This is a genomic window from Undibacterium sp. Tian12W (assembly GCF_049339405.1).
GTDB lineage: Bacteria > Pseudomonadota > Gammaproteobacteria > Burkholderiales > Burkholderiaceae_D > Undibacterium.
Genome location: NZ_JBMPPK010000006.1, coordinates 195,425 through 220,937 on the forward strand (window position 1 = coordinate 195,425; position 25,513 = coordinate 220,937).

Sequence of the window (25,513 nt, forward strand, 5' to 3'; positions counted from 1 at the left end):
AAATTAATTCAGTGCGCGTTGCTATCAAGCCTCACGCAGGCTTTGCAGGGGTGGCTGATTCAGGACATTGCGCAAACCCAGCCAGCCACCTACCACGGCACAAGTAGCGCCAACAACCAGGCCTGCCAGCCATACCAAAGGCGAGAAAGTCCATTCAAAATTAAAACTGAAGCGTGCCAGTGCCCAGCCTATGGCAGATGCACCTGAAGCTGCCAATACGCCAGACAAACCGCCTATCAGCAAGAATTCTATCCACTGTGCCTGCGAGAGTTGTTTGCGGGTTGCGCCTAATGCACGCAAGAGCGCAGCCTCTCGCATGCGTACATCTTGAGAGCCAGCCAGCGCTGCATATAACACCAGCACACCAGAGGCCAGCGTGAACAGGAACAGGAATTCTACTGCCGTGATCACCTGGTCCAGCACATCCTGCATTTGCTTGATCATCGCCCCAACGTCTACAACGGTCAGGTTAGGGAAGTCACGCATGAAGCGATTGACGAAAGTTTTATCTGTTTCGGGCAAACGGAAAGCCGTAATCCAGGTTTGTGGCATATCGACCATGGCTTTAGGGTTGATGATGACAAAGAAGTTTACCCGCATCGAACCCCAGTCAAGCTTGCGCAGGCTGGTGATAGTCGAAGTCACCTGCTGACCTGCGACATCAAAAGTCATTTTGTCACCCAGCTTGAGCTTCAGGGTTTTGGCTATACCCTCTTCCACTGAAGCCTCGGCCTCTGTGGCCTTGCTATCGTCATACCAGCGACCGGCAGTGATCTTGTTCAGAGCAGGCATGTCTGCCATGGTCGACAAATTGAATTCACGATCGACCATGCGCTTGGCCTGGTCTTCTGCATAGGTGTCGCCAGTGATAGGTTTGTCATTCAAGGCAATCAGGCGACCACGTATCATGGGGTAAAGCTCAGGTTTGCCAAAAGCCTGTACTTGCCTGGCAATATCTGCTTTTTGATCTGGCTGTATATTGATGACAAACTGATTTGGTGCATCTGCCGGGGTAGCTTTTTTCCATGCAGTGATCAGGTCACCGCGCACCACAGTCAATAACAACAAGGCCATCAAACCCAGGGCAAGGGAGACGACTTGCACGATAGTCGCGCCAGGTCGCCTTTGTAGAGCAGTAATGGCAAAACGCCAGGCAGAATGCGCGAATAATGTACGCATGCGTTTGAGTGAGAACATACCCAGCCATGCCACCAGCGCGAATACCAGCAAACCAAGCAAAAAGCCAGCCGCAGTCATCAGGCCCAGTTTGATATCCGCCGTTTGCCACAGCAACAAGGCCACGAACATGCCCAGGCCGCATGCGTAAGTCACCAGCGTCATGGCCTTGGGCGCATCCTGTTCACGTCGTATAACGCGATTATGCGGTACATTACGCAATTGCAAAATCGGTGGCAAGGCAAAACCTACCAGCAGCAATAAACCTGTGGCAATGCCCTGCACTGCAGGCAAGAAATTCGCATCCGGCAAATCCTTGGCGACCAGCTTGCCCAGCCATTCCAGCAAGACATAATGGCCGGCATAACCCAGCAGCACACCAGCGATACTGCCCAACAAACCCAAAATCAGGAATTCGATCAGATACATGGACATGACCTGATTTTGGGTCAGCCCCAGGCAGCGCAACATGGCGCAGGCATCCAGATGGCGCAGCATGAAGCGGCGCGCAGCCATAGCGATGGCAACTGCTGCCAGCATGGCTGACAACAGACTCACCAGCGACAGGAACTGATCTGCCCTGTCCAGCGTGGCACGCATTTCTGGCCTGCCAGATTCAAGCGATTCCAGGCGTATGCCTTTGAGTTTTTCACTTTCTATTTTGCCCTGCAGCTCTTTTTGATAGGCAGCGATCAATTTGGCATCGCCCGCCATGAGCAAACGATAAGTCACGCGCGACCCGTTTTGTATCAGCTTGCTGGCCGGTATATCCACCAGCGATATCATGGCCCGTGGCGCAAAATTCATGAAACCAGCACCACGGTCGGGTTCTGTACCTATGGTCTGGGTCACCGTCAATTGCAGCTCACCCAGCTTGATTTTTTGACCTACATTCAAATTAAGGGCCGATAGCAAAGCCGGGTCTACCCACACTGTTCCGGATTGAGGGACGACATCAGTAGCGACTTCTGTCTCGCCCTTGTTCAGCTTCAACTTACCACGCAAGGGGTAATCTGCACTTACGGCTTTTAAAGAGACCAGGCGGGATATCGCTTCATCACCCTCGCCCGCCAGCGCCATACTTGGAAAAACTACCGTCTCTGCCGTCTTGAAGCCGCGCTTTTCCGCTTCTTGTCGCCACTCTGGCTTGATAGGCTGATCAGCCGCGACCAGCAAGTCAGCGCCTAGCAACTGCTGGGCATCTCGGTTGAGGCCACTGCGCATCCTGTCGGTAAAAAAACCGACCGAGGCCAGGGAGGCCACGGCGATCATCAAGGCAATCAGTAAAAAGCGCAGCTCACCAGCACGCCAGTCACGCATCGTCATACTGAGAGAGAGTTTGAACATAATTACCTTGCCAATACAGAAATTAAAATCGAATACGCACCAAATGCAGCACTATCCGACACCTCTGACAGTAGTGCTACAAAACAGCCTTTAGTTCAAAGTTTGCCTTGCTTTTTTACTCAGCTACCAACGCATTCGCAAAATCAGCCAGCAAATCCTGGGTATCTTCTATGCCGACAGAAACGCGTATCAGGGAATCTGCTATCCCCATCTCGGCACGGCGTTCTGCCCCCATCTCAAAGAAAATGGTGTGTGCAACCGGAATAACAAGGGTGCGGGTATCACCAAGATGCGTTGCATTGATCGCCAGCTTCAAGCGGTTCAGGTAATCAAAGCAATCTATCTCTGGCTTTAACTCAAAGCTGAACAAGGCACCATAGGCTGCAAACAACTCAGTCGCCAGGGCATGCTGTGGATGGTCTGGCAGGCCAGGATAATGCACTGCTGCTACACGCGGGTCGGCAGCGAGCATTTTTGCCAGCGCCAGGGCGTTTGCACATTCCCTGTCCATGCGCAGGGCAATGGTTTCTGCACCTACGGCAACCTGATGTGCTGCTTCTGGTGAAAGCGAGGCGCCAAAATCACGCAAAGCCTTGGCCCTGATTTGTGCAAGCCCTTGCATGTGCGCAGGCTGTTTGCGGAAGTTGGCAGCAATATTTGGAAATGTACTCCAGTCAAACAAACCGGTATCCGTCAAGGCACCACCCAGCACATTGCCATGACCGGCTATGGATTTAGTGAGCGAATTGATCACCAGGCCTGCATGAACAACTTTGGGCTGGAACAGATAAGGCGAAGTCATGGTGTTATCAACCACAAACAGGATGCCTTTTTCACGGCACAGCTCACCTATCTTTTTCAAATCAGCGATCTGCGTGCGTGGATTGGCGATGGTTTCTACAAACACCATACGGGTCGCTGGCGTCAGTGCGGCTGCAACATGGCTTACATCAGTAGCATCTACCAGCGACACATCAACGCCCTGCCCAGCCACGGTTTGCCACAGGCTATTGGTATTGCCAAACAAGAATGAAGAAGACACCAGATGATCACCCTGGCGCAATAATGCCTGGAACACCGCACCTATGGCCGCCATGCCGGTCGCAAACGCAATAGTAGCCAGCCCACCTTCCATCTTGCTGATTTTTTCTTCCAGTGCGGAGACCGTAGGATTGCCCTGGCGACCATAGCGGTAGCCAGATTGTTTATTCTGGAACACAGCTGCCAGATCACGCGCATCGCTGTAGCCATACATGACCGAGGTATGGATGGGCTTATGAACAGAGCCGTGCTCTATGTCTTTTTGTCTGTCGCTGTGCAGAATGGTGGTGGTGAAACCGTATTTGGGTGATTGAGGTGTCGTGCTCATAGTGCCGGAAATAAGAATAGAAAATAAAAAGCGAGTTCTGGGAGTTTAACCCAGAACTCGCTTTTTCATTCTTGTACCGAGGTAATGAGACTGGTTAAATCAGTCCTTCAGCAAGAAAGCTTCTATCAATTCTGCCAATCTCTCTGGCTGGTCATGGTGCAGCATGTGCCCGGCATCGAAAATCATCTCTTTTTGTAGCTGCGGTATATGCTCCAGGCGCCTGTCTATTTCCAGGCGAGCTTCTTCTTTAGGCCCCATCCAGTGCCAGACATTGGTGTCATCTGCCTCCATCCACAATACCGGTGCAGTGATTTTTTGCCAGCAGGCCATGACCTCTTCAACCCGGTATAGGAGCGGACTGGTTTGCTTGTGGGCAGGGTCACCCAAAATCTCCCAGCAACCGGGACTGGTCTCTTTAGCCCAATGAGCAGAAAGAAATGCCGCTCTTTCGTCCGACAGACGGGGATTGGTTTTTTGCAAACGGGCGGCTACTTCCGCCTGCGACGCATAAGTGCGCAGGCCAGCCTGGTTTTCCAGCTCATCCAGCCATTTTCTGTAACGCCCTGGTGCCTGTTTGGGATGGGTCACCGGCATGCCAAAGCCCTCAAGATTAATAAATTTGCGCACGCGCTCTGGCCGCACGCCTGCATACAAACCAGCGACATTCGCCCCCATGCTGTGTCCGAGCAGGTTCACAGGTTCATCCGGCGAGATATGCCTTAGCAGCGCATCAAGGTCACCCAGATAATCGGGAAACCAGTAAGTATCGACCTTGGGCGATTCAGTCAATCCAAAGCCACGCCAGTCGGGCGCAATTACTTGCCAGTCCTGCTTCAGGCAATCGACGACAAACTGGAAAGACGCAGACACATCCATCCAGCCATGCAGCATGATGATCTTGGGCGCATCTTCCCGCCCCCAACTGCGCACATGGTATTGCAGACCACGGATATCAAGAAAGGATGTGCGTGAAGGCTTGAATAGAGTATTCATAAGAATTTAATATTTTTCATCTGGAAATACAGGCAAACGTCAGCCTGCAAAGCGCATTATCAAGTAGCATGATACTAATGCCTCAGGGCACTTGCAGCACGAACACACAATAGCACGACCGTTCGATTATTATAACGGAGACAGGATGAAGCAGTTGAACAAACTCAAAGACAAGACTAAAAACGATACAAAAACTGATCAAGTTACCCATGTTGATCATTATGATCAGCTTTATCACGAATTCAGATGGGATGTACCCAGTAATTTCAATATCGCAGAAGCCTGCTGTCACCGGTGGGCAGTAAAGCACAAGCATGCAAAGAAGACAGCCATTCTGTATGAAGACAGCGAGGGCAATATCCGCCGCCTGACTTATAAGCAACTACATGAACAAGCCAACCAGCTTGCCAATCTGCTTTTGCAAGAAGGCATACAGCGTGGTGATGTGATTGCCTGCATCTTGCCGCAAAGGCCAGAAACCGCCATCACCATCATGGCTTGCCTGCAAATTGGTGCCATCGTCATGCCCCTGTCCTTTTTGTTCGGGCCAGAGGCGTTGGAATACCGGTTGCAACACAGCCAGTCCATCGCCATCGTGCTGGATGGAAGCGGCATCAAGGCATTTGAAGAAATACGCAGCCGCTGTCCCGACCTGAAAACCGTCATTACCGTAGATTGCGAAACCAGTGACGACATGCCGCCCTGCATAGATTGGGAAACGCATGTGCCCAACATGCCTGTCACTGCCCGCATTGCCGACACCCGCTCCAGCGATCCGGCCATTTTGATTTACACCAGCGGCACTACCGGTGCGCCCAAAGGTGCGCTGCTGCCTCATTCTGCCATTATCGGTAACCTGACTGGCTTTGTGGCATCGCAAAACTGGTTCCCGCAAGACGAAGATGTCTTCTGGTCACCGGCTGACTGGGCCTGGACTGGCGGCTTGATGGATGCCCTGTTGCCTACCCTGTATTTTGGCAAACCCATCGTTGGCTATCAGGGCCGCTTTACTGCAGAGACTGCTTACTATCTGCTGGAAAAATACCAGGTCACGAATACCTTCCTGTTCCCCACCGCCTTGAAAATGATGATGAAGGCAGAGCCCAAGCCCAGGAAGAAATACAAACTCGCCCTGCGTGCCATCATGACTGCGGGTGAAGCTGTCGGTGATGCCGTTTTCAACTGGTGTGAAAAAGCGCTGCACATCACACCGAATGAAATGTTTGGCCAGACTGAAATGAACTATATCGTCGGCAACAGCCATCAATTGTGGCCTGCCAAACCCGGCAGTATGGGGCGACCTTATCCTGGTCACAGGGTGGCCGTCATTGACGATGATGGCAAAGAAGTGGCAGATGGTGAAACAGGTGAAGTTGCCATGAGCCGCTATGACGCCTATGGTCATCTTGACCCGGTGTTCTTTCTGGGTTACTGGAAAAACGACACGGCAACCCGCAATAAATTCACTGGCGACTGGTGCAGGACTGGTGACCTGGCCACCCGCGATGCCGATGGCTACCTATGGTATCAAGGCCGCGCAGATGATATGTTCAAGGCGGCAGGTTACCGAATAGGCCCTGCAGAAATCGAGAATTGCCTGGTCAAGCATGCGGCAGTAGCAAACGTCGCTGTCGTGCCTAAGCCTGACAAAGAACGCGGCAACCTGGTCAAGGCGTATGTGGTGTTAAGCCAGGGGTTTCAGGGTGACGATACCCTGATCAAAGAATTGCAAGAGCACGTGCGCGGCAAACTCGCCCCCTATGAATATCCGAAGGAGATAGAATTTATCGATGCCTTACCTATGACCACCACAGGCAAAATACAACGGCGCATATTACGGCTGCGTGAAGAAGAACACGCTAAAAAATAAGCCATCTAAAAAATCAGTGTTGCGCTAACACCGTAGCACTGACCAGGCCCGCAACCTGGTCCAGCATGTCGCTGATAGTCTTGCCATACAAGGTGCTATTGAAGGCTACGCCATCGAAGACATGCTCACGTCCTATACTCACATTACCCGCAACGGCATTTGAGAATTCCTGCTGAGCCAGCAGTTGACCAGTACTTGCGTCATAGACGCGCACCTCCAGTTCTATGGCACGGGTTCTTTTTTGCGTCAGACCAAACAGATTGGTATCTATCTTGGTACCGGCATTGCGAATCTCACCTGATACGATGTAACGGCTGGCATAAGTGCGCCCCAGTTGCTGTAAAAGATTCACTGGTGGCACATCCTGCTGCCAGTCAAACGATAGCAAATCAGGCGAGGTGCGTACCTGAACTTGTCGTTCACGCATGAGCCTGCGGGCAATCGCTTTGGGGAAACCCTGTGAAGCATCATCAATATCGAGCACCTGCACAGGCTTGTTAACCGCAAAGCCTGTCAATACCAAGGCCTTATTGGATGGCAAATTAGGCGGCAAACCGGGATCGGTCATTTGTGCGATGGAGTGCGCAGAAAAGAATACGCCGAGTAAAATTAACACGATCCGGTTTACCATTGATCTGATTAAGCTGATTGAGCCGATTGATCTTATGAGTGCTGTCATGACATTCTTCAATGCAAGTGGTTTATCTTGATTACGACAGTAACAGCAACAACTTTAAGCATCCATTACAATCCCTCATTCACCAACCAGCTTTGACACCATCGCCATGAGTTCATCTCTGATCATTACGCTAGTCAAATCCGACGATGCCGCTGCCGTACTCGCATTTGAACAAGAAAACCGCGACCATTTTGAAGAATGGATAGCCAGTCGTGGCAATGACTTTTATTGCCTGCCAGAAGTGCGCTCCAGCCTGGAACAAGCCCAATATCTGGCCAGCGCCAATCGTGAATATCACTATCTGGCCTGGATAGAAAATGAAGTCGTTGGCCGCATCACCCTGCGCGGCGTTGAACAAGATCAGTACCATAAGGCTTTTCTGGGTTACCGCTTCAGCCAGCGCCATGGCGGCCATGGTTATGCGACGGCAGCAGTCAATGCAGTGGTAAGCCAGGCATTTGAAGAACTCAAACTGAACCGGATTGAAGCGACCGTCATCATCGACAACCTGCCATCCCAGGCCATCATGCGCAAATGCGGCTTCAGAGAGTATGGCCACTCGCATGCTTCGGTCTTTCGTAATGGTGTATGGCTGGATATGCTGCACTATGAAAAGCTGAACACGGTGCGCCCGGCCTGAATGACGGCTCATCCCAAGAATTTTGCAGTTCATCGCAAAGCGTGGGCAGGCAAGAACAAAATTGGCAATACTGGCACCAATGCAAACACCTTTCATTGGAGAAAACCATGCGCCACATCTTGTTGATAGCCGCCCTGCTGCTGAGTTCTACTGCTTTTGCCGATGAGCAAACCCGTAACCTGCCCGCCTTCAAATCCATCAAGACCCGCAGCGCCTTCAGCCTGGTGGTGGAAGTTGGCAAACCCCAGTCGGTACAAGTCAAGGGCAATGAAAGGTTTGTCAATAACGTCATTACTGAGGTCATTGGTGACGAACTGATCATTTCTTACAAAGAAAAAAATTCCATCAAGGTCAGTGACAACTCCCAGGTCATCATCAGCATCCCTGAGATGAGCCGTTTCAAGATGGAAGGCGCAGGTAAGACCATCTTGAACAATCTTTCTGGCCCCCACTTTGCCTTGTATTACGAAGGTGCAGGCATGCTGGTGGCAAATGGCAAAGTCAAATCATTTATCCTGCGTGCCGAAGGTGTAGGCCTGGTAGAAACCAAGAACCTGATCGCTGAACAGGTAGATGCCCACATAGAAGGCATAGGCTCGGTATCGGTCAATGCACGCGAGAGCCTGAATGCATCCGTACAAGGCATAGGCAGCCTGACTTATTATGGCCACCCACGCAATGTCAGCAAATCTGTGGAAGGTATAGGCTCAGTACGTGCCGGAGATTAAATATTTGCCGCTGCCTGCAGGGCACGCAGCTCATCCTCATCAAACCCTGCTGCTCTCCTTCCTTCCAGGTTAAAAGGTCCCCGCACTGGCGGGGCCTTGTATTTGCGGGTCATTTCGGCATATGTCGAAATAATATCCAGGCCCTGCTCTGCACACAGTTTTTTGTACCAAAAATTGCCAATGGCAACATGGCCAATTTCATCATGCAGGATAATCGCCAGAATATCGGCAGCAGCATGGTCACCAGCCTGTGCCAGTTTGGCCATGACGGCAGGCGTCGCATCGAGACCACGTGCCTCCAGCGTGCGTGGCACCAGGGCTAATCGCGCTAATAGATCACCCCTGGTTTTCTCTGCCATTTCCCACATGCTGTTATGCGCGGGGAAGTCGCCATAAGCAAAACCCTGGGTATGCAGATGCCCAATCAGCAACTGGAAGTGATAAGCCTCTTCCTTGGCCACTTTCAACCAGTCCAGGTAAAACTGCGCTGGCATGCCGGCAAAGCGCCAGATAATGTCTGCCGCCAGATTGACTGCGTTCAATTCTATATGCGCCAGTGCATGAATCAGCACCGCCCTGCCTTCTACCGTATTCATGGCGCGCCGTCCCACCTTACCTGGCGGCACCAGCTCAGGCTTGCTCAAACGCCCGGGTATACCTTCAGGCTCAGCAAAAACTGTGGCAACATCCAGCAAGGGCTCCTTGAGAATTGCATGGATAGCCTCACATTTACGTTGAGGATATGGTTCCAGTACCGCAGCCAATGCGCATGCTCTTAACTCATTAATAACTTTATCTTTCATATACATGTGAAGCCAGGCAAGTAAGCCCTCAGGGGTTTACAATACTGTTTTCGCTAAAAAAGCGTCATTTTACGGAATAACCATGCCCATTTACCAATTCGGTGACCTAGTCCCAGAAATTGATGCGTCCGCCTATATTGCCGACAGCGCCAACATCATAGGCAAAGTCAAAATAGAAGCCAATGCCAGCATCTGGTTTGATGTCACCATACGTGGTGACAATGAATTGATTACCATCAGTGAAAACAGTAATGTGCAGGAAGGCAGCATTTTACATACTGATCCTGGCTACCCCATGGTGATAGGCAAAAATGTGACTGTCGGCCATCAGGCCATGCTGCATGGCTGCACAGTTGGTGATGGCTCATTGATAGGCATACAGGCTGTAGTACTGAATGGTGCAAAGATAGGCAAGAACTGTCTGGTTGGTGCTGGCGCACTGGTCACCGAAGGCAAGGAATTCCCGGACAACTCCCTCATCATAGGCTCACCTGCCAAGGTAGTCAGAACATTGGGCGAAGCCGATATTGCCGGCCTGCAGCGCAATGCCGACACTTACGTAAAACGTGGGCAAGCCTTTAAAACACAACTGAAACGCATAGACTGATTTAGCGATAACAATGACTGATACCTTACAAAAATTCATGTTCGAACATGCCGGTGTACGTGGCGAAATGGTCGAACTGACCCACACCTGGCAACAAACCCTGGCACGCAAGACTTATCCGGCTGCCGTACAAACCATACTTGGTGAATTGATGGCTGCATCTGCCCTGCTGTCAGCCAACCTGAAGTTTGACGGCACCATGATCATGCAAATCCATGGCGATGGCCCGGTCAAATTGCTGGTCGTTGAATGTGATGCTGAACTGAAAATGCGCGCCACAGCAAAACTCAGTGAGCATGCCACTATCGCAGACGACGCCAGCCTGACTGACCTGATCCATTCTCATGGTAAAGGTCGTTTTGTGATTACGCTCGACCCGAACAATAAATTGCCGGGCCAACAGGCTTACCAGGGCATCGTGCCACTGGATGGCGATAGCATTGCGACTGTCATAGAAAACTATATGCAGCGTTCAGAGCAGCTCGACACCAAGCTGTGGCTGGCGGCGGACGATCAGGTCGCACGTGGCATGCTATTGCAAAAACTGCCTAAAACAGGTGGCGCTGAAGCCCAAGTGGAGGATGAAACCGAAGCCTGGAACCATGCTGTCATGCTGGGCGATACTTTAAAACGCCCTGAATTGCTCAGCACAGGCATAGACATACTCTTGCACCGTCTGTTCTGGGAAGAAACCATACGCGTATTTGACCCTTTGCATCCGCAATTCCAATGCAACTGCACGCGCGAAAAAGTTGGCGACATGCTGAGAATGCTGGGTGAGGAAGAAATACAGTCTGCCATTGCTGATCTTGGCACGCTGGATATCAATTGTGATTTCTGCGGCAAGCACTATGGCTTTGACAAGGTAGATTGCGCGCAGTTGTTCGTTGCCAGCACGCTGACTGAAGGTACGCTGACCGCGCCTGAAATCAAGCACTAATGTTTGTTGGTCTATTGGTCTGGTGACTGTACGTCGCCAGACCATTCCCATCTCAAACCCAGCTTGAATTCATCACTCTGCATGAGTGTTTGATCACATAAGCTATTTCCCAATTTAATTTTCTGCCATTGTCGAAAGCTCATTATTCCGGAGACTTTCCATGATTCAACAATGGTATAAATTAAATCAAGCAAATCCAGCCAACCAGCACCGCGGCATGGATATCGTACGCGTAGGTGTCGCACTGATTATTTTGATGCACCCTTTGCATGGCTACACACACCTGGCAAATATCCCCAAATTTGGCGAGTTCCTGACTGAACTTGGCTACCCTTTTGGCACTGCCCTGGCATGGCTGGTCTTGCTGGTACAAACAGCCAGCAGCCTGGCATTACTGGCAAATCGCTTTGTCGTCCCTGCCTGCCTGGGCCATATCATTGTTGTTTGCTTTGGATTGCTCCATGTTCACTCGCACTATGGCTGGTATGTTGTAGGCCCAGGTCAGGGTGGCATGGAATGGGGCTTTATTCTGTTGACCAGTTTGCTGGGTGTCATGTGGGCCTATTGGCCAGAAAATAGCAAAAAAAGATAAAAAGACAAATAAATCAGGCAATAAAAATATTTTCAAAAAACCTTTGACCCTGACATTAGGTGAGGCTTTATAGTCTCCCTCATTGAAGGAGATCAGGCATGTTATTGAAAATCGGTGAACTGGCCAGCCGCACTGGCCTGACCATACGCACACTGCATCACTACGACAAAATCGGCTTGCTCAAGCCATCTGCGCGCTCAGAGGCAGGATATCGCCTCTACGACAGGTCAGACATCAAACGCCTGCATCACATACAAGCCCTACGCCGCCTGGATTTATCGCTGGCAGAAGTGGGCGATGTCATCAACGGCGCTGGCAATGATTTGCACTTCGTCATAGACGAACAGATTTCTGGCCTGGATCAGCAAATAGCACAAAGCATGGAATTGCGTGACAGGCTGCAAGAATTGTCAGGCTTATTGAAAGCCAATGACGAACCCAATCTTGAATACTGGCTTTCGACGCTGGAAATGATGAGCCTGATTGGCAAATATTTCAGTCGTGATGAGATTCTGGATATGCGCGAACTGGAATCACAAGCACAAAGCAAGATAGAAACGCATATGGCCCCTTACGTCAAGGCTGCCAGGCTTTTGCTGGACCAGAAAATATCGCCACTTGACCCACCGGCCAAACAACTCGCCAAAGAATGGGTACTGGCCATGAGTCAAATCATGCCTGATCCCAGATTGCTCAGCAAATTCACGCTGATGCACCGGAAAGAGCCATCACTACAGTCTTTAAGCGGTGTCGATGATGAGATGATGGATTTCATCACCCGGGCATCAGTAGAAGTCAGGTATGACATTTACAGAAAATACCTGAGCGAAGAAGAACTGAAGTATTTTCGCGCCTCATTTTTCAGAAATGCAGAATCCTGGACGCGCATCTTTTCTGAAGTGAAGCAAAAAATGGCCTTAAACCTGCCACCTGACCATCCCGATGTGCAAGCCACTTTAATCAAATGGCGCGAGTTGTTCATGGATGCATGGGGCAATCATTTGCCCACCATGCTCAAAGTCAGGAGCATCCATGAAAAAGAACCTGAGCTAAGCATAGGCGGAGGATTGACGCTCACCATCATTGCCTATGCCCGTCAGGGAATGGCAATACTGGAGAAAAACTCTCTTGAAAAAGCAGCAAAAAAGTAAGGAAAACAACATGAACAATACAGATACGCATAAAACGGTCAATGCGCCTAAAGGCTTATTCAAGGACAGTAATTTTCTCTGGATGATAGGTGGTGGCGCGATCTCCATGCTGGGTGACCAATTCACTTTGATTGCCCTGCCCTGGCTGGTGCTGAAGATGACTGGTGACACCCTGATACTCGGCATCGTGCTGGCACTGATCAGCGTGCCGCGCGCATTATTGATATTACTAGGTGGAGCAGTGGTGGATCGCTACTCACCCAAGACTGTGATGATGCAAACCAAATACATCAATACGCTGCTGCTGGGGATATTAAGTGCACTGATTTTTTACGGCAAGCTGGAATTATGGATGGTCTATGCGCTGGCCCTGGGCCTAGGTATCTCGACCGCCTTCAGCATACCTTCAGGCACATCGATGTTGCCGCGTGTCGTACAGCCATCGCAATTGCAGCCAGCAAATGGCATCATGCTGGGCATGCGTCAGTTGACCATATTCATCGGCCCGGTGCTGGCAGGTCTGTTGATTGCCCTGTTTGGTACGCAAGAAAGCGGCATGGTCCATGATGCGCAAGGTCTGGCAGCAGCATTTTTCTTTGACTGTTTTACCTATGCTTTTTCAGCCTGGACACTGAGCAAAGTAAGAATGAATGACGGCATGCCAGCACCACTTGGCGCCGCACCTGCAACGCGAAAACCGGCACTGCTGAAGTCTCTGGCAGAAGGTTTGCGTTATTGCTGGAATGAAAAACAGTTGCGTAGTTGCTTCATGTATTGGGCAGCGATCGCCTTCTTTATCATGGGGCCGATACAGATTGCCTTGCCGGTGATGGCAAATCAGCTTAGCAATAGCGCCAGCGCACTTGGTTTGCTGGCAGGCTCACACGGTGCAGGCACCTTATTGGGCATGGTACTGGCAGCCATGAAGCCCAATCTGCGCTTTGGCAACCTAGGCCGCACGATCCTGCTGGTCGATTTCCTGGTCGGCATACTGTTCGCACCCATGGGCCTGATCAGCGCAAGCTGGCAAGGGGCACTGATTTTGCTAAGCGTGGGCATACTCGGTGGTTTCTTGCATGTGGCCGTATTTACCTGGGTACAAAAACAGGTACCGCCACATATGATAGGTCGCGCCATGAGCATGTTCATGTTTATCTTCATGGGCATAGGGCCGGTCTCGGCTGCTTTCACAGGCTGGCTGCTGCGTGGCATCACGATTCCACAATTGTTCATGGGTAGTGGCGGCTTGTTGATCCTGATCGTCATCACTGCAACACAGCTCAGTACCATATCCATGGTGACGGACAAGAAGGCCCCCGCATAAAACTCCTGGAAAAAAGACTCAGCCTGATCACACGTGATGTTTCAGGTCTGGGTCATTTTTGTCATCACATCGCTAGTGTGCAACCTGGCTTTGGCCTTCAGACTTACAGCGCATAACAATACCATGCAATGAGTAAAAATCATCTCATCGGGCGAAATGCGGGTATCACGCTGGAACATCTGGCGTGCATATTTGCCCCTGGAAAGGTGACACAGAGCAGGGAATAAGCTAAAACTGTTATTGCCACTGATAGCACTTATCAAAACAGACGGACATGCTTGCAGCATAGCCAGAGAAGCTATTCATGCATCTTGAAGTTATGGCGGAGTAAACTTAGGGGGATGTAAAACTGGAAGTTGGCGAGCCTGATCTGCGGCACTTGCGGTAAGTGACTGTGGCTGCTTCGTTCCCGACCTGACCAGATTGGCCACGCCGCAATGCGCAGGGGCCCGCCAAACCTCATTATATCGCATCAAGCGCAAACTTGCAGCACTTAGGTTCATTTAGAGATATCTTGACTTAAGCCACACAAACTAAGAGCAAACTAGCCGGGCTTTCCCCGCTCGGGTCATTCAAGCCGCAATTCTTCATTTCCATCCCCGCCTGGCCCCGTTTCATCGCATCCTTCCATTTGACCATTTCATTTACATAAGATATGTCTGCCCGCGCCCGTTGCGCATGGATTAGCTCAATTACAAACAGGAAAAAAGCATGGAACTTCGCATACAGCAGCTATCAAAACAATACAGCAATGGTGTCCAAGCACTTAATGATATCAACCTGACCATACCTGCTGGCATGTTTGGTTTACTGGGACCAAATGGCGCAGGCAAATCAACCCTGATGCGCACATTGGCCACCTTGCAGGATGCCGATACGGGCACTGCTCTGCTGGACAATATCAATATCCACGAACAAAAAGACCATATCCGCCGCTTGCTGGGTTACCTGCCACAGGACTTTGGGCTCTACCCCAAGGTCAGCGCCTATGACTTGCTGGATCACTTTGCCGTCCTCAAGGGACTCGATCAGCGCAAGCAGCGTAAAGAGGTAGTCGAGGCCTTATTGCACCAAACCAATCTCTACAATGTCAGGAGCAAGCACCTCGGCGGATTTTCTGGCGGCATGCGCCAGCGTTTTGGTATTGCGCAGGCCCTGCTTGGCGATCCTAAACTGATCATCGTCGATGAGCCCACTGCAGGCCTGGACCCGGAAGAACGAGTACGCTTCCACAATTTACTGGCAGACATAGGCACAGAAAAAATCGTCATCCTTTCTACCCACATCGTCGAAGACGTTGCAGACCTGTGCAATAACATGGCAGTCATCAACAAGGGACGAGTCATACTGACCGGGCAGCCACTTACCCTGATAGCACAGATACAGGGAAAAATCTGGAAACGCTTTATAGAAAAAAGCGAACTCGCCGACTGCCAGCAAAAATACCAACTCATTTCCAGTCGCCTGACCTCAGGCCGCACACTCATCCATGTCTATGCAGATGAAAAACCTGGCCATGAATTTGAAGCGGCTACTGGCAACCTGGAAGATGTTTATTTCTCTGCGATGGCCGGTTTGCTGACGAGCCCAGCGACATCGCCAGTTCAACGCGCAGCCTGAGGAGTCGTCATGTTAGCGATACTCATGTTCGAGCTGCGTCAGAAGTCGCGCAGTCTTTCTACTTATGTTTATTTTCTGTTTTTTTTCAGTCTGGCCCTGCTATGGATGGCGGCTGCCGGTGGTGTCTTTCCCGGTGTTTCCATAGGCTTTGGTGGCAAGGTCAATGTCAATGCGCCGGTGGCAGTTTTTCAGAGCATTACCTTTCTTGGTTACCTGGGCATCAGCACAGTCGCGGCCTTGATGGGGCAAGCGACGCATCAGGACATAGAGCATCATACCTGGCATTTTTTCTATAGCGCCCCCATCAGCAAATTCCAATATCTTGCAGGCCGCTTTTCAGGTGCGCTGCTGACTTCCATTATCATCTTTTCTGGGCTTGGCCTGGGCGCATGGCTGGGTTGCTATCTGCCGGGTCTGGAGGCTGTCAGGCTGGGGCCAGTACAAGCCCTGTCTTATCTGATGCCCTATCTGTATGCAATCTTGCCAAACTTTATTATTTTTGGTGGCATTTTCTTTACCCTTGGGGCACTGAGCCGCCGCATGATGCCGGTGTATGTATCCAGCGTGCTGCTGATTATCGGCTACCTGGTCGCCCGTTCATTGCGGGCTGATCTGGATAACAAGACCATGGCCGCCCTGCTTGATCCTTTCGGTTCTTCTGCTGTGAGCATGGTGACTGAATACTGGAGCATCGCTGACAAGAATACCCGCCAGATTGCGCTGGACGGCGTGTTCCTGATTAACCGCCTGATCTGGCTGGTTCTTGGCTTTGCCAGCCTGACGCTATGCTACTGGCGCTTTCAATTCGCTACCGTCAATACGGCTGGCAAGCAAAAGAAAGAGCAAGCCGCAGCTCCCCCTGTCGTTATCCGATTGCAAAAAGTCACACCGAATTTCGCCAATAGCCGCAACTGGAAATTGCTGTATGCCGAGAGCATGCTGAATCTGCGCGAGTCAGTCAAAAACGTGTATTTCATCGTCATGCTATTGGCAGGCGTCTTGTTCATGTTCGCGGTTTCCAGTTCCATCACCAAGATGTTTGGCACACCCACTTATCCCGTGACTTATGCAGTACTCGAAATTCTCAGTGGCAGCTTCGGGATATTCATGCTTGCCATTACCACTTTTTATGCTGGTGAACTGGTATGGCGCGAACGGGATGCACGTATTGCGCAATTGCTTGATGTACTGCCGATACCCAATTACCTGCCTTTCACTGCGAAACTGATTGCACTGATCATTTTGCAAGGCATCATGCTGTTTGTGCTGATGTTGTGCGGCATTCTCATACAGACGATAAAGGGCTACACCAATTACGAGCTGACCCAGTATCTGCAACAATTGTTCCTGATGCAGTGGCCGGACTATGCCTTGCTGGCAGTACTTGCGATTTCCTTGCAAGTTATTGTCAATCACAAATACCTGGCTTACTTTTTGATCGTACTGTATTACGCAGCCACAATAGCCCTGCCTGCACTGGGTTTCGAACATCCGATGTTCCGCTATGGCGTGACACCAGCCTTCACCTATTCCGACATGAATGGCTATGGTCACATACTGGCTCTTTCACGCTGGTATCTGGCTTATTGGACAGGCGCCGCCCTGATACTGGTCAGCCTGTCCCTGATGATGTGGGTACGCGGCACGACTACTGATTTCCGCCTGCGCTTGCGCTCAGCGAAACAGGTTTTCAAAGGCGGCAATGTCATTTTGCTCGCGTCTGGCAGTTGCATCTTTGTGTTGACTGGCGCTGCGATCTTTTATTTCACTAACATCCTCAATACTTACCAAAACCAGTTTGCGCAACAGAGTGACAATGCCCAGTATGAAAAACGCTATAAACAATATGCCAGCCAGGCACAGCCACGTATCAGTGACGTCAAACTGAACGTCGATCTTTATCCTGAAACCCGTAGCGCCCACATCAAAGGGAATTACCAACTAGTGAATCGCAGCAAGCAGGCGATACAGGAAATATTTATCACGCAAAAAGAAGATATCAATATCATCAAGATGGAGTTTGATATCGCCAGTGAAAAAAATATTGCCGATGGCAAGCTGGGATTCCATAGCTACAAGCTGAAAAAGCCGCTGGCAGAGGGCGAGAAACTGACGCTCAATTTTGAGCTCGACATCAAACCCAAAAACTTCCTGGGCATGAGCCAAGGTAGCTACCTTTATTACAATGGCAGTTTCTTCAACAGTACACTCTTACCCCACATAGGCTATCAGGCTGCACTGGAACTGCGGGAAGACAAAGCCAGGCGCGAGCAGGGCTTGCCTGAAAAAGAAAGAATGGCTGAAACCGATGATCCCAAGGCATTGGAAAACAGCTATATCGCTAATGACGCTGACTGGATCAATTTTGATGCGGTAGTTTCAACTTCGGCAGATCAGATGGCCGTTGCACCTGGCACATTAAAGCGCCAGTGGCAAGAACACGGCCGCAATTATTATCAATACGTGCCTGAACAGCCTATATTGAATTTTTATGCTTTCCTGTCAGGTCGTTATGAAGTGAAACAGGCGCAATGGCATGACATTCCTATAGAAATCGATTACCACAAAGGGCATGAATACAATCTGGACCGCATGGTAAAAGGCGTACAAAAATCGCTGGACTACTACACCCAGAATTTCGGCCCTTACCAGCACAAACTGGTCCGTATCATTGAGTTTCCGCGTTATGCGAGATTTGCCCAGGCTTTTCCTAACACCATACCGTTTTCAGAAAGCATAGGTTTCATTGCCCGCGTTGATGACAATAATCCCAAAGAAGTGGATTATCCCTTCTATGTGACCGCACATGAAGTCGCCCATCAATGGTGGGCACATCAAGTCATCTCGGGCAATAGCAAAGGCGGTACGGTGCTGGTAGAAACCCTCGCACAATATTCTGCATTGATGGTCATGAAACACACCTATGGTGATGCAACCATGCGCCGCTTCCTGCAGTTTGAGCTGGACAGGTATCTGCAAGGCCGCGGTCAGGAGAGGAAAAAAGAATTGCCACTGGCACGCAATGAAAATCAAGACTATATCCATTATGCCAAAGGCAGCCTGGCCATGTATTTGCTGCAAGACCAGATCGGTGAGGACAAAGTCAATCAGGCTCTGCGCCTGGTCATTGCACGCCATGCCAACAAAGGTGCGCGTTACCCTAGCAGCACGGCACTGACCAGGGCATTGCGAGAAGTCACACCGGCTGATCAGCAATATGTGATTGATGATTTGTTTGACTCTATCACCCTGTATGAAAACCGCGCCATTTCAGCTGTTGCCCATACCTTGACTGACGGGCAGTATGAAGTGACGCTCAAAGTCACCAGCAATAAACTCAAGGCAGATGAACTGGGTGTGGAAAAAGAAGTTCCCTTGAAAGACTGGATGGATATAGGCATAGATGACAAAGACGGCAAACCCTTGCTGCGTCAGCGTCAGCTCATCAATCAAAAAGAAAAGGTGTTCAAGCTCGTCGTCAAAGACTTGCCCGCCAAGGCAGGCATAGATCCGGATATTAAATATGTAGATCGCAAACCAGATGACAATCTGATCAAAGTAGAGTTGGTTAGCAAATAATTTCCACGCATCTGCACGGGAAGGCGAGCCAGAGTTCGCCTTCCCGTACGCGCGTGCGTGCATCACGTGATTTCTTGCCGTCCGGAATAAAAGTATTAATTTAATAATTAAATATTGGGCTTATGGTAAATATATTTCCAATTTTGCTTTTCAATTGCGAACTTTCAGACCAGAATATGGCCTCAAGTGCAGGGCTAATATGACCATACTGAAAAGTACTCATATCAAATAAATAATAAGCCACTACCCTGCCTTTGTTGCACATCCATTAATCCCAAAAATCCACACTGGACCATTAACCATGCATAAACATCTTGTTCGCAACTTGTTCGCTGTTGCATTGACCTTACCCAGCTTCGCCTTTGCTGCCCACCCCAGCGAGACCGAAGCAGACCGCTGGAATTTAAATGATATGTATCAGAGTAAGGCAGACTGGGACAAGGATGCCGTCATGCTGGAAGTGCAGTTAAAACAGTTTCAAACCTGTAGTGGTCATCTGGCTGACAATATCGCCCGCTTCAAGACTTGCCTGGATCTGAACGCTGATTTATCCAAACGCTATGCCAAACTGGCCAGCTATGCCTTCCAGTTCCGCGATCAGGATACTGGTGATAATGCCGGCATGGACCTGGGTCAACGCTCAGATATTCTTGGTAGCAAGGTCGAAGAAGCCACCTCTTTCCTGCGCCCGGAAATTTTGAGCATAGGGGCAAAAAAAATCCAGGCATTCCAGGCCAAAGAGAAAGGCCTGAAGATTTATACCCACCAGCTCGATGACATCTTGCGCTCAGGTGCCCACACCCTGGACAAAAAGGGCGAAGAACTTATCGCCACTTTTGGCATGGCCACCAACACTGCCAGCGCTGTCTATTCGACTTTATCCAATGCAGAAATGCCCTGGCCTAAAGTCAAACTATCGACAGGTGAAGAAGTACGCATAGACCAGGCTGCCTATACCAAATACCGCGCCGCCCCCAACCGTGCTGACCGACAACTGGTATTTGATGCATTCTGGGGCAAATGGAAAGAGTTTGAGCGCAGCTATGGCGTGACCTTCTACGAACAGTTAAAACGTGACTCGGCCTACGCCAAGATACGCAATTACCCGGATTCGCTGACACAGGCACTGGATAACAATAAGTTGCCACGCGAAGTGTATGACACACTGGTAACGCAGACCCGCGCCAACCTCCCTACCCTGCACCGCTATTTCAAACTGCGCGCCAAACTGCTCGGCGTAAAAGACCTGCGTTATTTCGACATTTATCCGCCGCTGGTGTCTGGCGATTTCAAATATCCTATCAAGGATGGTGTCAGGCTGATGCTGGAGTCAGTCAAACCGCTGGGTGATGACTATGCCAAGGCCATGGCAAAAGCCACGACTGAACGCTGGATGGATGTTTACCCTCGTCCACGCAAACGCTCGGGTGCCTATATGAATGGCGCTGCCTATGATGTTCATCCTTACCTGCTGTTGAACTACAACGATGATTATGAGTCTGTCTCGACCCTGGGCCATGAATGGGGTCATGCCATGCATTCTTATCTGGCCAATAAACATCAGCCATTCATCAGTGCGGACTACCCTACCTTCACCGCAGAAATTGCTTCGACCACGAATGAAGTCTTCCTGCTTGACCATATGTTGAAAATCGCCAAGAGCGATGACGAACGCCTGCTCTACCTGGGCTCAGCGCTGGAAAACCTGCGCGGCACGTTCTTCCGTCAAGCCATGTTTGCCGACTTTGAGCGCGAAGTACATGCCAAGGTCGATAAAGGCGAATCCCTGACTGGTGAAGCACTGTCGAAAATCTATGGCGACATCCTGAAAAGCTATCATGGCGACAAAGAAGGCGTCATGAAGATAGACGATACCTATGCTGTGGAATGGGCATACATCCCACATTTCTATAACCGCTTCTATGTATTCCAGTACGCTACATCCATCGCTGCAGGCTCAATGTTTGCTGACGAAATACTCAAGGGCCAAACTGGCGCCAGGGATAAGTACCTGAACATATTGAAAGCGGGTGGTTCTGCCTATCCTTATGAACTGGTCAAGAGCGCAGGAGTTGATCTGGCCTCACCCGCCCCGTATCAGGCAGTGTTTGTGCGCATGAATAAAATCATGGATCAGATTGAAGCAATACAGGCAAAACGCTAATACAATACGCAAATCTATCAGAAGCTGATTCAACAAAGATGAGCATCTGAACATGAAAAAACCCTGCCTCCCGCCCCCCCCTGGCGAGAGGCAATTTATTTTCAAGGTAATGGAAAAAAGATGCAAAAGAAATTCTTGTTGCTGAGCCTGGCATTGCCGGCGCTGTCGATGGCAGCAGAAGGCATGTGGACACTGGACAATTTACCCGGCACCAGGCTGCAAGCGGAATATGGCTTCAAGCCTACGGCAGAATGGGTCAGGAATACCATGCTGAGCTCAGTCAAACTGCCCGGCTGCTCTGGTTCTTTCGTCTCCAAAGATGGTCTGGTCATGACCAATCATCATTGTGCTTCAGGCTGCATAGAGCAATTATCGACCGCCAAACAAAATTATGTAGAAAACGGCTTCCTGGCAAAAAAACGGGAAGAAGAACAAATATGCCCAGCGCTGGAATTAAATCGTCTGGAAGATATCAGTGATGTGACAGACGAGGTCAAAAAAGCCACCGCAGGTCTGGAAGGCACAGAATTCAAACAGGCACAAAATGCTATTCACGCCAAATTGACCTCAGCCTGCGTGGGTGAAGACAAAGAAAAAACCCGCTGCGACATCATCGATCTTTATCATGGTGGCCGCTACCATCTGTATAAATACCACCGCTATGCCGATACGCGCCTGGTATGGGCACCAGAAAAATCTATCGCCTTTTTTGGTGGCGACCCGGACAATTTCAATTTCCCGCGCTATGACCTCGACATCACCATGTTGCGGGTGTATGAGAATGGCAAACCGGTTGAAATCAAGAATTTTTTTCCCTTCAGTAAAACCGGGCCACAAGAAGGTGAAATGACCTTCATTACGGGTCATCCTGGCTCTACCCAGCGCCAGTTGACGATGGCGCAACTGAACAGCCTGCGCGACATCGGCTTGATCGACAGACTACAGCATCTGGCAGAATTGCGCGGCGTGCTCACGCAATACCGTAAAACCAGCCCGGAAGCAGCGCGCACTGCCGATCATCTGTTATTCGGTACAGAAAACAGTTACAAGGCTGGCGTGGGCAGATTAAAAACCCTGCTGGACCCGGAATTCATCGCCCGCAAACAAGCTGAAGAAGCCGCATTGCGTCAGTTTGTCGATGCCAGGCCAGAGCTCAAGGCAAAAGTCGGTGGCGCCTGGGATGCCATCGCCAGGGCACAGGAGAACTACCGTCAGTTACACAGAATTTCCAGTATGACAGAAGGTGCAGAAGCATTTTCCAGCGATTATTTCCGCATAGCCCGTAATCTTGTCCGTGCGGCAGATGAGAAGATCAAAAACAATGCTGAGCGCCTGCCAGAATTTACCGACACCCGCTTGCCAGGTATCCAGCAGATGGTGTTTTCCAAAGCGCCAATTTACCCTGAATTTGAAAAAGTCAAACTGACACATTCCCTGACCAAGATGCGCGAAGACCTAGGTAGCAATCATGCCTTCGTCAAACAGGTACTTGGCAAACTCTCCCCTGAACAACTGACGGAAAAACTGGTCAGCAAAACCCGTCTGGCTGATATTGAATACCGCAAGACCTTATGGAATGGCGGCAAAGAAGCCATCATCCAGTCAGATGACCCGTTCATCAAACTGGCACTGGCAGTCGATGCGGATTCGCGCAGCGTACGCAAGCGTATGGAACAGGAAGTGCAATCCGTCGTGCAAAAAAATGCTGAGCTGATTGCACAAGCACGCTTTTTGCAGACCGGCACCAGCGTTTACCCCGATGCCACAGGCACCCTGCGCCTGTCTTATGGCGAGGTCAAAGGCTGGCAAGCCGGTGAGCAAACCATTAAGCCTTTCACCAATTTTGCCGGTGCTTTTGAACACGAAACGGGAGCCTACCCTTTTGCCCTGCCCGCATCCTGGCATGCTGCGAAAAACAAGCTGAACCTGCAACAGTCTTATAATTTCGTGACCAATAATGACATCATAGGTGGCAATTCAGGTAGCCCTGTCATTAACAAAAATGGCGAAATTGTCGGTCTGGTCTTTGATGGCAATATTCATTCCCTAGGCGGAGCATTCTGGTTTGATGAACGCAGCAACCGCAGTGTCGCCGTGCATAGCGGTGGCATACTGGAAGCCATGGATAAAATTTACCACGCTCAGGACTTGCTGAAGGAATTGAGCGGTAAATAAGACCATCCTGGAAATCTCTGGAACCACGCCAGCATCAGCTCGCGTGGCTTTTTTTAATCTGGCTATCACTGACCCACACTTTTGATCCTGATCAACAGCCCCTTGCCTTCGCCAAAGTAAAGTAGCAAAAAGAATAGCAAGGAGGCCTGCAATGTCCATCAGAAATATTTACCCTGCTTCATTGCGCATCATCCAGGATGAACATGAACACTTGTCTTCAGTCATACAGGGCATGCGTTATTTCGTCCGGCAAATAGAAAGCGGCGGCAATGCACCCGACCTAAAGGTGTTCCGCGCCATGGTTTACTACATCATGGAATATCCTGAGAAAGTCCATCATCCCAAGGAAGATCTATATCTGTTTGCCAAAATCAAGGAAAGGACGCACCAGCTAGATAATGAACTGGATGCCTTGAGCGAACAACATGGTAAGGGCGAGCTGATGGTGCATCGGCTATTTCATGCCTTGCTCGATTATGAGTTTGGAGGAAAAGCTGCCTTCCCGCAGTTTCGTGATCTGGTGGAGCAGTATGCACACTTTTATTTTGCTCATATGCGCGCCGAAGAAGAACGCATCATGCCCATCGCCAGGCAAGTATTGAATGACAGGGACTGGAAGGAAGTCGATGCGGCATTTATGGAGAACCGCAAAATGCTTGATGATGCTGGTGAGCGCCATAAATACGAGCAATTATTCTCGCTCATTGTCAATATAGCGCCAGCCCCGATAGGCGTTGCAGACCCCGTCTGAACCAGAATCTAGCGCCGTGAAGACAAGATAATGCCACCGACGATACACATGAAAGCCAGCGCATGAAACACATGTGGCAATTCGCCCAGGAATGCAGATGACATCATGGCAGCAAACAAGGGCGTGAGATTACTGAAAAAAGCAGCGACATTCGGCCCTACTCTTTGCACACCCAAACCCCAGCAGCGAAAAGCAATCACCGCAGGGCCAACCGCAACAAAAGCCAGGGCAGCAAATAATGCAGGGCTCCAATGTATCGTCGGCGTGGTGATGACCCATTCGGCCGCAGAAAACAAGCCTGACCACACTACACCAAAGCTGACTTGCGCCAGTAGAAAATCAGCCCAGTGATTGCGCAATTCACCATCATTCCCACGTGTCAGCAGCCAGCTATAAATGGACCAGGTAATGGTAGCGATGATCATGAAGATATCGCCCGGGACCAGTCGCAAAGCCAGTAATTGCGCAAATTCACCACGACTCAGGACTATCAGCACGCCGGCAATAGACAATAGCGCGCCTGCCATCTGCCAACGCGTAACTTTGGCTTGAAAAAACAAGCGACCCACGATCAGCATCCACACCGGCATGCTGGCTGCAACCAGGGTGACATTGATGGGAGTAGAACTTTGCAAGGCCAGGTATTGCAAGGCATTGTATAAGCCAACACCCAGCAACCCCAATAAGGCATAGCGCCGCCAGTTGCGCCATAACATGCTGTCGCGGCGGTAAATGTGGGCAGCCATGGGCAAGAGTATTAAAAAGGCTAGCACCCAGCGTATGAAATTCAGGGTAATCGGTGGCACCAGCTCATGTATCATGCGCCCGACGACAGCATTGCCAGCCCATAGCAAAGGCGGGATAACAAGCAAAAATATGGTTGCAGGGTTCAGTTTGTAATTCATGGATTTCTGGCTGTCGATAAAGAAGCAGGCTTCAGCTTGATTAGCCTGAAGCCTGCCCTCAGCATACAACAAGCAAACAAGCTTTGCCTGCAGCCATGCT

19 protein-coding genes and 1 other RNA gene are annotated in these 25,513 nt (G+C 50.3%); 13 read left to right on the forward strand and 7 right to left on the reverse strand.

What is annotated here, in order from left to right; genetic code table 11:
- Positions 1-24: 24 nt before the first annotated feature.
- From ACO0LI_RS09675 to ACO0LI_RS09685, 3 genes are all read right to left on the reverse strand, one after another.
- Positions 25-2,523 carry an ABC transporter permease gene (locus ACO0LI_RS09675; RefSeq protein ID WP_423032397.1) on the reverse strand — a complete coding sequence of 833 codons (2,499 nt, stop codon included), beginning with the start codon at positions 2,521-2,523 and terminating at the stop codon, positions 25-27.
- A 115-nt stretch (positions 2,524-2,638) separates the two neighbouring features.
- Positions 2,639-3,892, reverse strand: a complete 1,254-nt coding sequence (locus tag ACO0LI_RS09680; protein ID WP_423032398.1) for a cystathionine gamma-synthase family protein — start codon at positions 3,890-3,892, stop codon at positions 2,639-2,641.
- Positions 3,893-3,991: 99 nt separating this feature from the next.
- Positions 3,992-4,885, reverse strand: a complete 894-nt coding sequence (locus ACO0LI_RS09685; protein ID WP_423032399.1) for an alpha/beta fold hydrolase — start codon at positions 4,883-4,885, stop codon at positions 3,992-3,994.
- A gap of 145 nt (positions 4,886-5,030) precedes the next feature.
- Between ACO0LI_RS09685 and ACO0LI_RS09690 the strand changes: the two genes are divergently transcribed.
- A complete protein-coding gene (locus tag ACO0LI_RS09690) occupies positions 5,031-6,755 on the forward strand; it encodes an acyl-CoA synthetase (RefSeq protein ID WP_423032400.1) in 1,725 nt (574 codons plus the stop codon).
- Between the two features lie 13 nt (positions 6,756-6,768).
- Here ACO0LI_RS09690 and ACO0LI_RS09695 read toward each other — a convergent pair whose 3' ends face one another.
- Positions 6,769-7,371, reverse strand: coding sequence for a flagella assembly protein FlgT middle domain-containing protein (locus tag ACO0LI_RS09695; RefSeq protein ID WP_423032401.1), 603 nt, complete (start codon positions 7,369-7,371; stop codon positions 6,769-6,771).
- Between the two features lie 169 nt (positions 7,372-7,540).
- Between ACO0LI_RS09695 and ACO0LI_RS09700 the strand changes: the two genes are divergently transcribed.
- Together ACO0LI_RS09700 and ACO0LI_RS09705 are read left to right on the forward strand one after the other, a co-directional pair.
- The gene (locus ACO0LI_RS09700) at positions 7,541-8,074 is read left to right on the forward strand and encodes a GNAT family N-acetyltransferase (RefSeq protein ID WP_422951034.1); all 534 of its coding nucleotides are present in this window, start codon (positions 7,541-7,543) and stop codon (positions 8,072-8,074) included.
- Between the two features lie 107 nt (positions 8,075-8,181).
- Positions 8,182-8,802: a GIN domain-containing protein gene (locus ACO0LI_RS09705; protein ID WP_422951033.1), complete on the forward strand. Its 621-nt coding sequence runs from the start codon at positions 8,182-8,184 to the stop codon at positions 8,800-8,802.
- On the opposite strand, the gene ACO0LI_RS09710 is transcribed toward ACO0LI_RS09705, so the two are convergent.
- Positions 8,799-9,605, reverse strand: coding sequence for a ferritin-like domain-containing protein (locus ACO0LI_RS09710; protein WP_423032402.1), 807 nt, complete (start codon positions 9,603-9,605; stop codon positions 8,799-8,801). The genes ACO0LI_RS09705 and ACO0LI_RS09710 overlap by 4 nt on opposite strands.
- A gap of 82 nt (positions 9,606-9,687) precedes the next feature.
- Between ACO0LI_RS09710 and ACO0LI_RS09715 the strand changes: the two genes are divergently transcribed.
- From ACO0LI_RS09715 to ACO0LI_RS09735, 5 genes are all read left to right on the forward strand, one after another.
- Positions 9,688-10,212: a gamma carbonic anhydrase family protein gene (locus tag ACO0LI_RS09715; RefSeq protein ID WP_422951031.1), complete on the forward strand. Its 525-nt coding sequence runs from the start codon at positions 9,688-9,690 to the stop codon at positions 10,210-10,212.
- A 13-nt stretch (positions 10,213-10,225) separates the two neighbouring features.
- Entirely contained in the window at positions 10,226-11,152 is a 927-nt protein-coding gene (hslO, locus tag ACO0LI_RS09720) for an Hsp33 family molecular chaperone HslO (protein ID WP_423032403.1), read from the forward strand.
- 160 nt (positions 11,153-11,312) lie between these two features.
- Positions 11,313-11,744 carry a DoxX family protein gene (locus tag ACO0LI_RS09725; RefSeq protein WP_423032404.1) on the forward strand — a complete coding sequence of 144 codons (432 nt, stop codon included), beginning with the start codon at positions 11,313-11,315 and terminating at the stop codon, positions 11,742-11,744.
- A 98-nt stretch (positions 11,745-11,842) separates the two neighbouring features.
- Positions 11,843-12,895, forward strand: coding sequence for a MerR family transcriptional regulator (locus tag ACO0LI_RS09730; protein WP_423032405.1), 1,053 nt, complete (start codon positions 11,843-11,845; stop codon positions 12,893-12,895).
- A 10-nt stretch (positions 12,896-12,905) separates the two neighbouring features.
- Positions 12,906-14,219 carry an MFS transporter gene (locus ACO0LI_RS09735; RefSeq protein ID WP_423032406.1) on the forward strand — a complete coding sequence of 438 codons (1,314 nt, stop codon included), beginning with the start codon at positions 12,906-12,908 and terminating at the stop codon, positions 14,217-14,219.
- A 355-nt stretch (positions 14,220-14,574) separates the two neighbouring features.
- Here the strand turns inward: ACO0LI_RS09735 and ffs are convergent.
- Positions 14,575-14,673, reverse strand: an RNA gene (gene ffs / locus ACO0LI_RS09740) — signal recognition particle sRNA small type.
- A gap of 257 nt (positions 14,674-14,930) precedes the next feature.
- Between ffs and ACO0LI_RS09745 the strand changes: the two genes are divergently transcribed.
- From ACO0LI_RS09745 to ACO0LI_RS09765, 5 genes are all read left to right on the forward strand, one after another.
- Positions 14,931-15,839 carry an ABC transporter ATP-binding protein gene (locus ACO0LI_RS09745; protein ID WP_423032407.1) on the forward strand — a complete coding sequence of 303 codons (909 nt, stop codon included), beginning with the start codon at positions 14,931-14,933 and terminating at the stop codon, positions 15,837-15,839.
- A 9-nt stretch (positions 15,840-15,848) separates the two neighbouring features.
- On the forward strand, positions 15,849-19,418 hold the full coding sequence (locus tag ACO0LI_RS09750; protein ID WP_423032408.1) for an ABC transporter permease/M1 family aminopeptidase: 3,570 nt from the start codon (positions 15,849-15,851) through the stop codon (positions 19,416-19,418).
- 301 nt (positions 19,419-19,719) lie between these two features.
- Positions 19,720-21,582, forward strand: coding sequence for an oligoendopeptidase F (pepF, locus tag ACO0LI_RS09755; RefSeq protein ID WP_423032409.1), 1,863 nt, complete (start codon positions 19,720-19,722; stop codon positions 21,580-21,582).
- A gap of 120 nt (positions 21,583-21,702) precedes the next feature.
- Positions 21,703-23,757, forward strand: a complete 2,055-nt coding sequence (locus ACO0LI_RS09760) for a S46 family peptidase (RefSeq protein WP_423032410.1) — start codon at positions 21,703-21,705, stop codon at positions 23,755-23,757.
- Positions 23,758-23,908: 151 nt separating this feature from the next.
- Positions 23,909-24,508, forward strand: coding sequence for a hemerythrin domain-containing protein (locus tag ACO0LI_RS09765; protein ID WP_423032411.1), 600 nt, complete (start codon positions 23,909-23,911; stop codon positions 24,506-24,508).
- A gap of 8 nt (positions 24,509-24,516) precedes the next feature.
- Here the strand turns inward: ACO0LI_RS09765 and ACO0LI_RS09770 are convergent, their stop codons facing one another.
- A complete protein-coding gene (locus ACO0LI_RS09770) occupies positions 24,517-25,413 on the reverse strand; it encodes a DMT family transporter (protein WP_423032412.1) in 897 nt (298 codons plus the stop codon).
- Between the last annotated feature and the right edge of the window lie 100 nt (positions 25,414-25,513).

Bases quoted from the DNA above. Each gene is read 5' to 3' on its own strand.
- ACO0LI_RS09700 (WP_422951034.1), top strand. From the start codon at position 7,541: ATGAGTTCATCTCTGATCATTACGCTAGTCAAATCCGACGATGCCGCT.
- ACO0LI_RS09745 (WP_423032407.1), top strand. From the start codon at position 14,931: ATGGAACTTCGCATACAGCAGCTATCAAAACAATACAGCAATGGTGTC.
- ACO0LI_RS09675 (WP_423032397.1), bottom strand. From the start codon at position 2,523: ATGTTCAAACTCTCTCTCAGTATGACGATGCGTGACTGGCGTGCTGGT.
- ACO0LI_RS09750 (WP_423032408.1), top strand. From the start codon at position 15,849: ATGTTAGCGATACTCATGTTCGAGCTGCGTCAGAAGTCGCGCAGTCTT.
- ACO0LI_RS09760 (WP_423032410.1), top strand. From the start codon at position 21,703: ATGCAAAAGAAATTCTTGTTGCTGAGCCTGGCATTGCCGGCGCTGTCG.
- ACO0LI_RS09725 (WP_423032404.1), top strand. From the start codon at position 11,313: ATGATTCAACAATGGTATAAATTAAATCAAGCAAATCCAGCCAACCAG.
- ACO0LI_RS09735 (WP_423032406.1), top strand. From the start codon at position 12,906: ATGAACAATACAGATACGCATAAAACGGTCAATGCGCCTAAAGGCTTA.
- ACO0LI_RS09770 (WP_423032412.1), bottom strand. From the start codon at position 25,413: ATGAATTACAAACTGAACCCTGCAACCATATTTTTGCTTGTTATCCCG.
- ACO0LI_RS09765 (WP_423032411.1), top strand. From the start codon at position 23,909: ATGTCCATCAGAAATATTTACCCTGCTTCATTGCGCATCATCCAGGAT.
- ACO0LI_RS09730 (WP_423032405.1), top strand. From the start codon at position 11,843: ATGTTATTGAAAATCGGTGAACTGGCCAGCCGCACTGGCCTGACCATA.
- ACO0LI_RS09690 (WP_423032400.1), top strand. From the start codon at position 5,031: ATGAAGCAGTTGAACAAACTCAAAGACAAGACTAAAAACGATACAAAA.
- ACO0LI_RS09685 (WP_423032399.1), bottom strand. From the start codon at position 4,885: ATGAATACTCTATTCAAGCCTTCACGCACATCCTTTCTTGATATCCGT.
- pepF (WP_423032409.1), top strand. From the start codon at position 19,720: ATGCATAAACATCTTGTTCGCAACTTGTTCGCTGTTGCATTGACCTTA.
- ACO0LI_RS09680 (WP_423032398.1), bottom strand. From the start codon at position 3,892: ATGAGCACGACACCTCAATCACCCAAATACGGTTTCACCACCACCATT.
- ACO0LI_RS09705 (WP_422951033.1), top strand. From the start codon at position 8,182: ATGCGCCACATCTTGTTGATAGCCGCCCTGCTGCTGAGTTCTACTGCT.
- hslO (WP_423032403.1), top strand. From the start codon at position 10,226: ATGACTGATACCTTACAAAAATTCATGTTCGAACATGCCGGTGTACGT.
- ACO0LI_RS09715 (WP_422951031.1), top strand. From the start codon at position 9,688: ATGCCCATTTACCAATTCGGTGACCTAGTCCCAGAAATTGATGCGTCC.
- ACO0LI_RS09710 (WP_423032402.1), bottom strand. From the start codon at position 9,605: ATGAAAGATAAAGTTATTAATGAGTTAAGAGCATGCGCATTGGCTGCG.